The following is a 14,289-nucleotide window of genomic DNA, read 5'->3' on the forward strand; positions in this document are numbered from 1 at the left end:
TACATTTGATATTAATTCTTGTTGTAACTATTCAGCCTACTGATAAAAAAAGCATAGTTTCAGCTAATGTTGCAACTATCGGATAATAGCGGCGCTCCATTGAGCGCCGCTCGAATAGCATCCATGACATTCAAGCTATTCTTTCTAATAGTGGATATGTATCCCCGAATTCTGCAGAAAGCTACCGCTCCTTCGATGCTTCGGAAAGTTCCCGAAATCTTCTGTTGTAGCTTCATCATTCTGATGTCTCGCTCTGCTTGATTATTATCAAATGGAACTCTCAGGTCATTGAGGAATTTCAGAATCCTATCCTTGTATTTTATGAACCTATCAAGGAGATTCTTTGCTTTTGTTTGTGCTGGTCTTCCTCTTTTTTTAACCTGTTTTGAGAGGTCAGGAGGTGGATTTTCTTCAATTCCCTCTTTAATTATTTTATCGTATATTTCCTCGAATGCCCTGACTTTTATTGGATCTATTGGAATTTCCATTTCTCTGCATTCGTCGGTATATTTTTTTACTTCACTCAGAAGTTCATTTACTTTTTTAGCCCATTGCTGCTCAAAATTCTCTTCAACTCCAGTGAGGTCCCTCTTAAGATGAGCATTGCAGAGAGCATGTTCACATCCATATTTGTTGTATGATGCCCAACCATCATGAACTACTACCCCCTTGTATTCTGGAAGAAAACCCAAAGCATTCATTGCCTCTGATCCTCTTTTTGGATGTACAAAATAGTATGTCCACAGACTGTTTGAAACAACATGGAGCCACCATTTTGTCCCTAAAACCCTCATTCCTGTTTCATCACAATGTACAGAATAGGCTACCCGTAGATGTTCGAAAACAGCTTTTTCGAAAGGTTCCAATTTCTGGAATAATTCCTTTTCAGCTCTTTTTATGGTAGCAGGGCTGATACGTATTCCATAAAAGTCCTCTGACAAATCACAAATCCGTTTATAAGGAATCAATTGAAAGTTCCTTAAATATACAAGAGAGGATAAAAGGCGAGGTCCATATTGAATAGGGAATTTTATAGAGTCTGGAAAAGTACCTTTGTTTATTTTCCCACAGTGAGGGCATTTCTTGGACTCAGCACGATGTTCGGTAAATATGATGTTCACAGGAGGAATATCAGCTTCTTGCCTGCGTTCACAGTCCCGAACTTCAGTATCTTCAAGATCATGACCACAATTTTCACAGCAGTGAGGGGAATGAAATATTATATGGTCAGGATCCCCAACCATTTCGAAAGTACTTCCAGAATGACCTTTTTGACCACCAGGTTTTTTCCCACTTCTTGTGCGGCTACTCTTAGGTTTAGGTTTTTCATTCACAAAAACGTCAGTAGAAGGAGGTTTACTGCTGTTTTGGCTGTTTTGATTTAGACGAGCCTCTAAAACCCTTACACGTTCCTCAAGTTCAGCAATTTGAGAAGCCTGTTTCTCTATGATAGTCTCAAGTCTCTGAATTACAGCAACGACTGCTTCAGGGCCTTCTTCATAGATTTCAAGAATCTCTTCACGTGTAAGCATGATACTGAAGAGATAGAGTTATTTTATATGCAATTTTTCCTCGAAACGAGGAAAAATTGCCTTTGTTCAAAGTATGGCTGAATAGTTACTTCTTGTTTTGCCCACGAATAGTTTGTAAGTGGCGGGTAAACGAGTATACATTTTAAAAATTTTGTAGGACGGGTGAATTTTTTATGATATACAGTTATCTGAATCCACGACTGGCCCTTATGGGTGCGGGATGCGTAAAGGAAATAGGGACGCAGGCAAAGGAACTGGGAGGGACGAAAGCCCTTATCGTTTCCGGGACCAGTAAACACGGGCTTTCTCTTGCAGAGCAAATGGCAAAACTGCTTGAAAAGGCAGGAATCGAGTCGGAAATCTTTGCGGGGGCGGATCCTAATCCCACGGATACATCCGTTATGGAAGGGGCAGCCCTTTATGATAAATCCGGCTGTGACATGATCGTTGCGGTAGGGGGCGGAAGTCCCATGGACTGTGCGAAGGGCATAGGCATAGTGGCCGGAAACAGTGGGTTGATCAATGAATACGAGGGAATCGGAAAGGTTGCAAAGGACATGCCCCCTCTGATTACGGTAAACACGACCGCGGGAACTGCCAGTGAGATGACGAATTTTTCCATCATAACTGATACCATTCGCCATGTTAAGATGGCGATAGTGGACGCCCGTCTGACCCCTTCCGTTGCGATAAATGACCCTGAGCTGATGCTCAGCATGCCTCCTGCCCTTACCGCAGCAACAGGGATGGACGCCCTTACCCATGCGGTTGAGGCTTATGTCTCCACTATCGCGACTCCAACCACGGACGCGGCCGCAATCAAGGCAATTGAACTTGTTTCAAACTACCTCAGGAAGGCCGTTGCCCATGGGGACGACCTGAATGTCAGGGACATGATGGCCCATGCCGAATATCTGGCAGGCATCGCCTTTAACAATGCAAGCCTGGGTTACGTACATGCCATGGCCCATCAGCTCGGAGGCTTTTATGACCTCCCGCACGGGGTCTGCAACGCAATCCTCCTGCCCTATGTTGAAATGTACAACAAGAGTGTCTGCCCGGAACGCTTTTCCGATATCGCAAAGGTCATGGGCGAAGACGTGGAAGGCCTCTCCGTGGAAGAAGCGGCTGATAAGGCCATCGAGGCAATCCGAAAACTTGCAAAAGATGTTGGAATCCCCTCTGGCCTCAAGGAACTGGGAGCAAAGGAAGAAGACCTCGAGATCCTGGCCGAAAGCGCAATGAAAGACATCTGCCGCCTGACCAACCCCCGGAAATTTAAGAAAGAAGAAGTCGTGGAAATCTACAGGCAGGCTCTGTAATTTTCACCATTTTTTTCTATTTTTTAGATGAAATTGCTATTTTCCCGGTAGAATCAGGATTGATTCTATCAGATGCCTCCCGGAAAATTGCCGAAAAAGCAGGATTCAGTAGTCGATATCCTGCTTTGCAAATACGGCTATTCCGCAGTAGAGGAAAAACACTGCAGCCCCTGCCTGAATGAGTATATACCTGGCAAACATTTTTTCTTCAAAAAGAGCAAGAAGGGAGAGAGTAAAGGGGGAAAGCAGGGTCACACATTCAAGAATTTTCAGTGTACTTTCTTCCAGATAGGGCAGGGCCGGAAGGAGAAGCCAGAGTGCTGCTAGGGAACCCATGACCTTCAGGACCTGAGTCCCATAGTTCACAGCGTTTTCTTCGTTTGAGGTCAGTGTGGAAATCAGCATTGCAATTGCGGCAAAGAGAAAGGAGGTGACCGCACAGACCGCAAGCATCCGGAGGCTCAGGAGGTGTGCGTTTCCTCCATTCATGTGCGGCAGGAAGGTATTGTTCAGTAGCAAGAAAGAACCACCATAAACCAGGAGTATTATGGGAAAAACCGCGGAAAAAGCCCCGAAGAACTTACCGAGATATATGAACCCTCTGGGCTGGGGGCTTGCTGTCAGCTGGTAAAGGGTCCTGCATTCCCGTTCCCGGGCAAGGCTGGAGGCGCAGAGGCGGACTGCCAGCGTGGAGGCAGTTTTTATACCCTGGAAGCCGGGGAGCAGAATAAAGAGCGTCAGTCCGATATCCACAGGCATCACGACCCTGGGCATTTCTCCCATGTTCAGAGCCTCAAGCCCTGAGGAAATAAAACTGGCCAGGAAGATAATTATATTAATCAAAGGACCTTCTTTCGTTTCCAGTCCAAGCCCAAGTCCTTCAAGGGAGATGCCGGGTTGTATACTCCCAAATTCCTGGGCGCTGATGCCAAAAAGGGTTAAAACAAAGAAAAATGTAAAAATGATGTAGGTGGTCAGGGTCTTTTTCTGGAAAGTGCAATTCAGTTCACTGCAAAAGACCGTCCAGAACCCTTCTAAAAAATCAAACATTTCTGATCTCTTCCGTAAACTTCAGGAAGATGTCTTCGAGAGTTAGCTTTATGGGACGGGCCCCCAGCAGTTCCGCGTTTGCAGAAGCTGTGCGGATGAGGGAGGGTATGTCCGATTCTGGCTCACGGACCCGAACGAGGAGGCTTTTACTGCGTTTTGAGATGTCGGTTACATAGTTGAGGGAGACGAGGATTTCCATCAACCGGCCTGCTGCTGCATGTTCACGCATTTCCAGTTCGATACCGGTGTTCATAGTTAGCCCGCGAAGTGCCTCTATACTGTCTTCAGCAACCGTTTTTCCGTTTTCAATAATTGTCACGCGGTCGCAGACCTCTTCCACGGTAAAAAGATCGTGGTCCGAGATCAGGATGGTTTTTCCTTTTTCTTTCAGTTTCAGGATGATGTCTCTGAACTGTTTCCTGATGGCAGGGTCCAGCCCGGACATGGGTTCGTCCAGCAAAAGAATTTCCGGGTCGTGGAGCAGGGCAAGGGCCAGACCGGTCCGTTTTCTCATCCCTGTGGAATATCCGGCTGTTGGACGGTCTGCGACATCTTCAAGGCCCAGGTCCCGGAGGAGAGTTCTGATCCTTTCACCGGCTTCCTTCATTCCGTAAAGCTTTGCATGAAACTCCAGTTCCTCTCTTGCGGATCTGGTCTTTTCAAGGCCTGGAAATTCAGGCACAACTCCTATCATGTCCCGGATTCTGGCCCCTTCGTTAAGGGCGATGCCATTTAAGAAAACCAGGCCCGAGTCAGGCCTGACAAGTGTGGAAAGGATTTTGATCGTGGTGCTTTTACCTGCTCCGTTTGGCCCGATTAGCCCATGAATTGAAGCTTTTTCAACATGCAGGGAAAGCCCCCTGAGGGCCTGTACTTTCCCATACTTTTTTTCCAGATTGTCAACTTTAATCAATGTACCACCGTAAAAATTCCTGTTTTTCACCTTGACTGTTAGGGTAGTTTTCAAACTGTGTCGGGTGTGAGCATACAGTACAATCAAGAATTACAATGAAGCTTAATGTTGTTGATCAGAGTCTATAATTATACTATATTTTGCACTTATAAAGAGGTTTAATTTAAATAAGGTTATACGTTTAAAATTTCTGTGCATTGCAATATGCAGGCTTTTGAAGTGCAATTAACATATTATATTCTATGTCAACGTTTTGAACAAATATACTCACTCAGTTTTAAAATTCGGAATTTTTACATCAAAATGCAGGCAGCAATTCCCGGTTTGGATAAAAATGCAATCGGAAGGCGGTTAAATTATTTAATATCTCGTAATACTTTTATTACACTGTCTACCTTTACAAAATACGTATCATAAGGCACGTTTTGAATATTGACTGCAAAGAATGAAATGAATTACAACATCAAATTCTTTAAAAAGTAGCTGACGGGTGAAATAAAGTTTCAAGAACTGTCACCTTATTTTATAAAAATATTTGAAATTATAAGGCAAGTGGTTGTTGATTTTTCTTGTAAGTGAGAGCTTGAAAAGACTTGGGGCCCATAATTAAATTTGCACAGTCGTTAAACTTAACTCCAAAAATTGGCATCATGTAAACTTATTAAAATTATTAGCGATAAAAAAATGAGTCAAAACTTGGATAATCATATACGTTTCCGACGTCTCCAAATAGAAAAATCAGTATAAAATAAAATGGTTACGAAATATAAAAATATTATGCCTTCGCTTGCATACGTTTATTGTCATAACGGGAATAGCTGAAATGCAGGCAACACCCCAGCATAATTCTGAAAACCAAATCTGTATGAGTATATTTATCTCAAACAGCAGAAGACTCCTTCCTCGACAGTTCCGGCTTTGCCGGAACTGGCAGGTGGGGGATGAATGCGTCGAGACTACGGGGGCCGGATTCTATATTTTTTTAACGTGGTACTGATTGGTCAATCCAACAGAATCCTTTGCCGTACTTTACAATTTTAACTTTTTGAATATTTACTACTTTGGATGATTTAATTGCTGAGGCTCGAAGTTTCACATACTTTCCGTAATTTTGTGCTCCAGCTACATAATATAGCTCTCCTTCGTACTCAACTAAATCCATTGGTTGAATTGGATAATGATTTTTCCTTATGCTGTACCTTCCTTTCTTTGTTTTCCTACCCCTATACACTCTCAAATTTTCCCCGTTAAGATTTTTGTTTCTGGTAGTTCTTCCAGAATTTAAGTCCTGTCCGGTTTTTTGAGTGCCATCCCTCAAATCAATATACTTCGCATCGTAGAATTTCGAGAGACTTCTGTTATTTCTTCTTATTTGTCGTATTTCATGGGGAGCACATCGAGCCTGAGTTCCCCCTCCAGCAATACAGAAAGCATCGGTTGAATGAGTTTTCTCAAGATTAAGCTCGCACCTTTTCGCTTTTGTGACATATCCGAAAGTGTGCTCAACATCATACTTTTCTTTTAAAATATCAATGAGCTTCCAACGTACTATATTCATGAATGTAGCATCTTTGAAGCCTCTTACCTTTGGTTTCCATGTTAAAAGGAATCCTTTGTGGTTTTCAGGGGTATGACACTTATTACAAAGTGTGATAAGGTTCTCAGGCCGATCAGAACCACTGTTACTTCTGTACTGGATATGATGCACCTGGAGCAAAGGCTGTTTTGATTTGTTTTTGCAGTCCGGGTTTTGGCAAGAGTAGCCGTCTCTGTGCAAAATATAGGCCCGAACGTTATCGTAGCCTGCCTGTTCCCCTTCCTGATACTGTTTGCCTTCAATTTCCGGATTTTTGATTTTTTGAATGTCGAAGTTCGCAACCTCGACAACGATTTTTGTTATGGGTAAGATTTCGGCAAGATCCTCTATTAATCTGATATGGCTTTCAAGCTTATGCTTGATAGATGGAGCTAACCAATCTTCTTTGTTGGTGTTTTTGTTGTACCCAGGTTTCCTGTGTCTTATCTGGTTTCTTCGGTTTCCTCGGTACATTCTCCGCTCTTCGTTTCGCTCTGGCATTCCAGCAAGAAGTTTTACCTCTCCTGAAATAAGTTCTTCTTTTTCGGAAACTGCCGAAAATCCTATGTTAAGGAACCCAGTATCGATTCCTAGGGTTATTTCCTGAGTATTTTTTCCCGAAGGATAAAGAAGTTTGATAGTGAAAGGATTCCTTTGTACCACTTTTGCCCCACCTGATTTAAGTAATATTCTTGCTTTCCTCGGGGTCGTGGGCATTAATGGTTCATTGTGTATATTGATGACAAATATTTTCATAGATTTGTCCTCCTTGATTGGAGTGGGTCCACATCGCCACTGTTATACTGGCTTGTTAATGACCTGAACACTTCCCCTACCTCTCAGGGATGTTTAATCCAGATCGAAATCTCCGAGAACGTGTGGAGTATCCTCGAATATCATGACCAGTATAACGAAAGGCTATTCAACCAGGGACTTGTCGAAACAAGCCCCTTCCTCAAAAACCTGAGCCGTTAGGCGAAGGTTTTAGGTGGGGGTAGTTGACCTACAATTGGATTTCCGGAAGAGCCGAAATTGAGAGTCAACAAGCTATTTATCTCAGACAGCAGAAGACTCCTTCCTCGACAGCCGGAGGCTGGCAGGTGGGAGATGAATGCGTCAAGGCTACAGGGGCCGGTTTAAACATGTTTCACTGTAAATAAGTATTTTTAAATGATATTAAATATATATAGGGGTTTGCATGAAACAGGGGCTTGTGTGCCGGATCTATCCGGCAAATGATGAACAAAGAACGCTAATTGAAAAGCATATAGGGTGTTCCAGATTCATCTATAACAAGCTACTAGAGTACAAACAAATTTACTATGACAAATTTAGAATCAACATATCTCTTACAGAACTTGATAAGCTAATTCCGGTTCTCAAAGAAATATATCCGTGGCTTAAAGAAGTCAATTCGCAGTCATTACAGCAGGCCAGAAGGAACCTGCAAGATGCATATACAAGATTTTTCAAAGGCCAGAATGGATTTCCACAAAGGAAATCAAAAAAAGACACTAAACAATCATTCAAGGTGCCCCAACGATACAAGATTAATCTCACTTCCTCAGAGATATTTTTTCCCGGAATTGGATGGATGAAAATTAAAATCCATCGGGAACTATTAAGTCCTGAAATTATGGATAACCTCATTGAAAAAACGCTAGTCAATGGGGAAACCATAATAGAACAGAACTTAAATTCGAAGTTTTTTAGAACGGCAACAGTTCGAAGAACGCCCACTGGTAAGTACTACGTAAGCATCTTAACCGAAGACGGAGAAGAATATCCAGAAGTTCAAGAGTATTCTGAAAGTACTACAATAGGCGTAGATGTAGGGCTAAAAGATTTTGCAATAACTTCCACCGGGGAAAAGATCGAGAACCCAAGATTTCTTAAAAATTCTCTTAAAAGGCTCAAAACTCTTCAAAGAAGAGTGAGCAGAAAGGAAAAAGGTTCAAAAAACCGAAGGAAAGCAGTACAAAAACTTGCAAAAATTCATGAAAAGATAAGCAATCAAAGAAACGATTTTCAGCACAAGGTTAGTAATGACCTTATAAGCGAGAACCAAGCTGTAGCGGTAGGTGTGACAAGAAGTTATAACATGAATTGCAGAAATGCTATCTCCTCCATCTGAGATAACCTTACTATGACATGCGTGGCTGGCAACGGCTGGGTGTGAAGCTCATAGGACAATATGGAGAAGTTTGTAAATCTAATACAAACGATCTGTTAAGGTAAGAGTGCTATGAAGAAACGTAAGTTGAACCATCGTAAGAATCGTTAACAGCAACAAGCGAAACTAGATTGATACGCTTGAACCAAAAGGTGTAGAATTAGACCTCAGCGGTTCTATTGACGCTGAGGGAAATGGACATATGATTCTCGGTTTATAGATGGCTTCTAAGGTACTCACAATTATTTATGTTATAGAACTTGGTAAGCCCTATAAGTTCCCACAAGGGTAGAAATCCTGCAAAGGATAACGATGACTTAGAGGGTAAAGGAACGGAGTAAAAAGCGAATGACAATCTGTAATGAATTGTATAAGGGTTCAAAATTTGCCCCAATCCGAAAGGATGCAGACTTACTCTATGGTAGCTCAACGTATGAACGAAGGCATACCCTATGAATGTGAGACATTCAAATACATTGATTGAAGAAGCGGAAGCATTAACCATTAAACTGTTGTGGGAAAACCCTGAAACAGCCAACGGCATAAACATTGCTCACACCAAACCAACCAATGAGAAGCTCACAGACGTTCGACCCTATTCCAGATGGAACAACATCAACTGGAAAAAGGTAGAGGAACATGTCAATTGGATGCAAGTCCGAATTACGAAAGCTGTTAAAAAAGGTAACTGGAATCTTGTCAAAAGGCTAAGCTACCTGTTAACCCATTCGTATTATGCCAAATTATTGGCAGTCCGTAAGACAATACAGAATAAGGGCAAGAGAACCCCCGGAATCGACGGCGAACAGTGGAACACACCTAAAGCCAAGATGGAAGCGGTTCTCTAATTAACGGATAAAAGGTACAAATCCAAACCCTTAAAGCGTGTTTACATCGAAAAATATGGGAAAAACAAGAAACGACCCCTAGGAATCCCTACAATGCACGACCGAGCCATGCAATCCCTATATGCTCTGGCTCTAAACCCTATAGCAGAAGCAATAGCAGACGCAAGATCATTCGGGTTTAGAAAATTCAGAAGCACACACGATGCATGTTCAATAATATTCGGAAATCTTAGCACCAAAAGATCAGCTAAATGGATTCTAGAAGGGGATATTAAAGGCTGTTTCGACAACATTAGTCATCAGTGGTTACTTGAAAATATCCCAATGGACAAATCTGTTCTAAAACAATTCCTAAAGTCAGGTTACGTGTTCAACAAAACCCTATTTCCAACAGTTGCAGGAACCCCACAAGGAGGTATCATTTCCCCAATTCTAGCCAACATGACGTTAGACGGAATTGAAAAACTCCTAGAAGACAAATACCACAGGGGCAAAACTGGAAGGATAACTGATCATCAACGTAGAAAATACAAAGTAAACTTTGTAAGATACGCTGATGACTTTATAATTACTGCAAACACAAAGGAAATAGCAGAAGAGGCGAAGGAACTGATTAAAGGATTCCTAAAGGATAAAGGTCTGGAACTATCAGATGATAAAACTACAATCACCCACATTGACGATGGTTTTGACTTCCTAGGCTGGAACTTTAGAAAATATAAAGGGAAACTTATTATCAAGCCCTCCAAGAAATCTATCCAGAAAGTGGTCGATAAAATCAGCAACACAATTAAAAAGGGTAAAACATGGCCACAAGAAGCCCTAATCAAAACCCTCAACCCTATTATAAGTGGATGGTCGAACTACCACCAAGGAATCGTGGCAAAAGCAACATTCAGCACAATAGACCACTTAATCTGGAAGATGCTATGGAAATGGGCTAAAAGAAGACACCCGTATAAAAACAAAGAATGGATACGCCATAAGTACTGGCATACCTACGAAACCAGATCTTGGATATTCTCTACCAAATATAACACGCTCAAACGACTATCCGACAAAAGGATAGTAAGAAATACCAACCTATCCATTGATAAAAACCCTTACCTTGACAAAGACTACTTTATAAAACGTCAAAGAGATCAAGGCTCGAAAAGACTGTCAGGCATATTTAATACAATTTGGAAAAAACAGGCAGGTATATGTCCATTTTGTGAACTCCCGATAAACATTAACAATGATGCTGAGGAAAGACCTCTACACCACATAAACGGAAATCACAAGGACAACAGACAGACCAATCTGATATATACACACGCTCATTGCCATAGACAACACCATGCAACTTTATAACGACTGCCCCTACAGGGTTTTGAGATGCTTGAGCTGTATGAGGTGAAAGTCTCACGTACAGTTCTTAGGCGAGAAAGAGGGAGCAATCCCTCCGACTTAGCCGACAATCGTTAAACATTGCTGGCATGAAGAAGAACCATAAACTTGCACAGGCTATAAGTGACGCTGCGTGGGGGGGTTTTGTGAGTAAGTTGGAGTACAAGGCCAAAAAGATAGGGAAAACAGTAATCCGTATTGAGAGCGTCGTAAAAGTCGGGAATCTCTAATTAATCACATACAGTAATCGAATATCAATTCCATAAATCGGCATCATAAGAACTTATTAAATTTGGTCGCCCTGATGAAATCGGCCGAATTCGGAGTTATTCTGGACTTTTACGACAGCATCGTATTGGCCAGTGGGAACCTTCTACTAAAAATTGTAGTGTCTGCGGGTTCCACAATAAGAAAATAACATTAGATGTTAGAAACTGGAAATGTCCAGAATGTGGAACAGAACACGATAGGGACATAAACGCAGCTATAAATATTAAAAAGTTTGCACTTGCGATCTAAATTAAAGATACACCGATGGGACATCGGGAAGAGCCTGTGGACTCGTGGAGGTTACTCCGGAGAACGAAGCAGGAAGCCCCTTCCTCGATGTTTCTAATTGAAAATTAGAAACTCCTGTTAACCCTATGGTTTAACATGACAGCCGAAGGCTGACATGTGGGGGTAGTTCACTTATGATTCGTTGATGAAGGGGTAGAAAACAAGTGGAAAAAGTTGATGTTAAAATGGCAGGTAATAACAAAGAGACAGAGGACAGGTTATGGGATGTAGCGAATGAACTCCGGGCAAATTCGGGCCTGAAAGCTTCGGAGTATTCCGTCCCGGTCCTGGGCCTTATTTTCCTTCGGTATGCTGATTTTAAATTCAGTCAGGCAGTGGAGGAGTTAAAGCAGGAGCGGGAGCAGGAACAGGAGCAGGATAAAAACCCTTCCGGCAGACGGCGAAGAAATGAGGTCTCGAAACTGGACTACCAGGCGAAAGGAGTCCTTTTCCTTCCGGAAAAGGCCAGATATTCCTACCTCCTTAATCTGCCTGAAAGCGAAAACGTGGGCCAGGCCATAAACGAGGCCATGAAGGCAATTGAGGAGGAAAACCCGGAACTTAAGGGAATCCTGCCAAAGACCTATACGGCTTTTGAAGCCGAGCTGCTTGTTGCTCTTTTAAAAGCCCTCAGGCTCCCCCCCAGCATAAAAGGAGACGCCTTCGGGAAAATCTATGAGTATTTCCTGGGCAAGTTCGCCATGGCCGAGGGCCAGAAAGGAGGCGAGTTCTATACCCCGACTTCTCTTGTCAAACTGATCGTTGAGATAATTGAGCCCTACCACGGGAAAATCCTGGACCCGGCCTGCGGATCGGGGGGCATGTTTGTCCAGAGTGCCCGTTTTGTGGAACAGCACCAGAGAAAAGCCAGTTCCGAAATCTCGGTTTACGGCCAGGAAAAGGTTGCGGATACCGTTAAGCTCTGCAAGATGAACCTGGCAGTGCACGGCCTTTCCGGGGATATCAGGGAAGGAAACAGCTATTATGAAGATATTCACGAGTCGGTTGGCACTTTCGATTTCGTGATGGCAAATCCCCCTTTTAATGTCAAGAAGGTCGGTTTCGAAAAAGTCTCGGAGGACCCTCGTCTCCCCTTTGGCACACCTTCCACGGACAACGCCAACTACATCTGGATACAGCATTTCTGGTCCGCCTTAAACGAGAAAGGCCGGGCCGGTTTCGTGATGGCTAACTCGGCTTCGGATGCCAGGGGCAAAGAAGCCGAAATCCGCAAGCAACTTATCGAAAACAGCGCCGTCGATGTCATGGTTTCCATTGGCTCAAACTTTTTCTACACAGTCACCCTTCCCTGCACCCTCTGGTTCCTGGATCGGCAAAAAGCCGAAACCCCCAGAAAAGACAGAATCCTTTTCATTGACGCTCGTGAAATCTTCACGCAGATCGACCGGGCCCACCGGGAATACACCTCCGCCCAAATAGACAAAATCGCCGAAATCGTCCGAAGCTACCGGGAAGAAGAAGGCAGCGCCCCCTACGAAGACATCAAAGGCCTCTGCAAAGCCGCAACCCTCGAAGAAGTCCGCGAACAGGCCTATTCCCTGAACCCCGGCCGATATGTGGGAGTGGCCGACACAATCGAAGACGATTTCGTTTTTTCCGAGCGGCTTGAAGAGTTGAACGAAGAACTCGAAGGACTGAATAAAGAGGGCCGGGAACTGGAAAATCAGATTGCGGAAAATGTTGAGAAATTGCTGGGGAGATAATTAAATGAGTGAAATAAAGGAAGGATGGAATCATAATAAGCTTAATGAAATTGGGACAGTAGCAAGAGGAAAATCAAAACATCGGCCTCGTAATGATCCTTGTTTATATGGCGGAAAATATCCATTCATCCAAACAAGTGACGTGAAAAATTCAGAGTTATATCTCTCAAAATACAGCCAGACTTACAGTGAAGAAGGTCTCAAACAGAGTAAGTTGTGGAAGCCTGGCACTTTATGCATAACAATAGCAGCACACATTGCGGAAAACGCTATATTAAAAATCAATGCATGTTTTCCTGACAGTATAGTAGGGTTTGTGGCAAATACAGATAAGACCGACGTTCGTTTCATCAAATATTATATTGACACAATAAAAAGAAAAATGCAAAATATTTCAAAAGGGACTACACAAGATAATTTAAGTTTGGATAAACTCCTTACTTTTGATTTTTTATTACCACCTCTTAAAACCCAACAAAAAATCGCCTCCGTCCTTTCCAGCTACGACGACCTCATAGAAAACAACACCCGGAGAATAGAAATTCTTGAAGAAATGGCAAAGCTGGTTTATAATGAATGGTTCGTGAAGTTCAGGTTTCCGGGCCATGAAGATGTAAAAATGGTGCCATCGGAGGAAGGGGAAATTCCTGAAGGTTGGCATGTAGAAAAATTGGGATCTGTGGTCGAACTTGCATATGGGAAATCACTTACAGCCAAAAAAAGAATCAATGGGCCTTTTAATGTTTATGGATCTGGTGGTATTGTTGGAACTCACAATGAATATTTGGTAGAGGGGCCAGGTATAATAGTTGGAAGGAAAGGAAATGTCGGTTCTGTTTTCTGGTCAAATGAAAATTTTTACCCAATTGACACAGTATTTTATGTTAAAACAAGTGTACCTCTACACTATGTTTATTATAACTTGAAAAATCAAAATTTTATAAATAATGATGCTGCTGTCCCTGGATTGAATCGAAATCAAGCATCATCATTACCTTTTTTAATTCCTGATGACAACATACTAATCAAATTCGAAAATTATGTAGACTTGATTTTCAAAGAAATCGACATTTTAAATAAAAGGAATCAAAACCTCCGCAGAACCCGTGATTTACTTCTTCCAAAACTGATTTCCGGGGAAATTGATATTTCTGAGCTGGATATCCGGGCCGGGGAATTTCAGGAAAGCTAAAATTGAAAGAGG

Annotated in this window: 9 protein-coding genes and 3 pseudogenes; 8 read left to right on the forward strand and 4 right to left on the reverse strand. The window is 42.6% G+C overall.

Annotated features, from left to right (window positions below; all coding sequences use genetic code 11):
* Positions 1–59 precede the first annotated feature (59 nt).
* Entirely contained in the window at positions 60–1,532 is a 1,473-nt protein-coding gene (tnpC, locus tag ACZ5QV_RS00755; RefSeq protein WP_464599339.1) for an IS66 family transposase, read from the reverse strand.
* 173 nt (positions 1,533–1,705) lie between these two features.
* Between tnpC and ACZ5QV_RS00760 the strand changes: the two genes are divergently transcribed.
* Entirely contained in the window at positions 1,706–2,854 is a 1,149-nt protein-coding gene (locus ACZ5QV_RS00760) for an iron-containing alcohol dehydrogenase (protein WP_464600785.1), read from the forward strand.
* Between the two features lie 105 nt (positions 2,855–2,959).
* Here ACZ5QV_RS00760 and ACZ5QV_RS00765 read toward each other — a convergent pair whose 3' ends face one another.
* The 3 genes from ACZ5QV_RS00765 to iscB all read right to left on the reverse strand — a co-directional run bounded on the left by ACZ5QV_RS00765 (position 2,960) and on the right by iscB (position 7,149).
* Positions 2,960–3,904 carry an ABC transporter permease gene (locus ACZ5QV_RS00765; RefSeq protein WP_464600786.1) on the reverse strand — a complete coding sequence of 315 codons (945 nt, stop codon included), beginning with the start codon at positions 3,902–3,904 and terminating at the stop codon, positions 2,960–2,962.
* Positions 3,897–4,817: an ABC transporter ATP-binding protein gene (locus ACZ5QV_RS00770; protein WP_464600787.1), complete on the reverse strand. Its 921-nt coding sequence runs from the start codon at positions 4,815–4,817 to the stop codon at positions 3,897–3,899. Before ACZ5QV_RS00770 ends, ACZ5QV_RS00765 begins: the two co-directional genes overlap by 8 nt.
* Before the next feature lie 982 nt (positions 4,818–5,799).
* Complete coding sequence (gene iscB, locus ACZ5QV_RS00775; RefSeq protein ID WP_464600788.1) at positions 5,800–7,149, reverse strand: RNA-guided endonuclease IscB; 1,350 nt, start codon at positions 7,147–7,149, stop codon at positions 5,800–5,802.
* A 442-nt stretch (positions 7,150–7,591) separates the two neighbouring features.
* Between iscB and ACZ5QV_RS00780 the strand changes: the two genes are divergently transcribed.
* From ACZ5QV_RS00780 to ACZ5QV_RS00810, 7 genes and pseudogenes are all read left to right on the forward strand, one after another.
* Entirely contained in the window at positions 7,592–8,527 is a 936-nt protein-coding gene (locus tag ACZ5QV_RS00780; RefSeq protein WP_464600789.1) for an RNA-guided endonuclease TnpB family protein, read from the forward strand.
* Between the two features lie 491 nt (positions 8,528–9,018).
* Positions 9,019–9,414: a reverse transcriptase N-terminal domain-containing protein gene (locus ACZ5QV_RS00785; protein WP_464599831.1), complete on the forward strand. Its 396-nt coding sequence runs from the start codon at positions 9,019–9,021 to the stop codon at positions 9,412–9,414.
* 12 nt (positions 9,415–9,426) lie between these two features.
* Positions 9,427–10,767 (forward strand): annotated as a pseudogene (gene ltrA / locus ACZ5QV_RS00790) (group II intron reverse transcriptase/maturase); the annotation flags it as partial.
* A gap of 104 nt (positions 10,768–10,871) precedes the next feature.
* A pseudogene (locus ACZ5QV_RS00795) lies at positions 10,872–11,003 on the forward strand (RNA-guided endonuclease TnpB family protein); the annotation flags it as partial.
* A 151-nt stretch (positions 11,004–11,154) separates the two neighbouring features.
* Positions 11,155–11,322: pseudogene (locus tag ACZ5QV_RS00800) on the forward strand (zinc ribbon domain-containing protein); the annotation flags it as partial.
* A 203-nt stretch (positions 11,323–11,525) separates the two neighbouring features.
* Entirely contained in the window at positions 11,526–13,085 is a 1,560-nt protein-coding gene (locus ACZ5QV_RS00805; RefSeq protein ID WP_464600790.1) for a type I restriction-modification system subunit M, read from the forward strand.
* Positions 13,086–13,089: 4 nt separating this feature from the next.
* Complete coding sequence (locus tag ACZ5QV_RS00810) at positions 13,090–14,277, forward strand: restriction endonuclease subunit S (protein ID WP_464600791.1); 1,188 nt, start codon at positions 13,090–13,092, stop codon at positions 14,275–14,277.
* Positions 14,278–14,289: the final 12 nt, after the last annotated feature.

It is taken from the genome of Methanosarcina baltica (assembly GCF_055394095.1).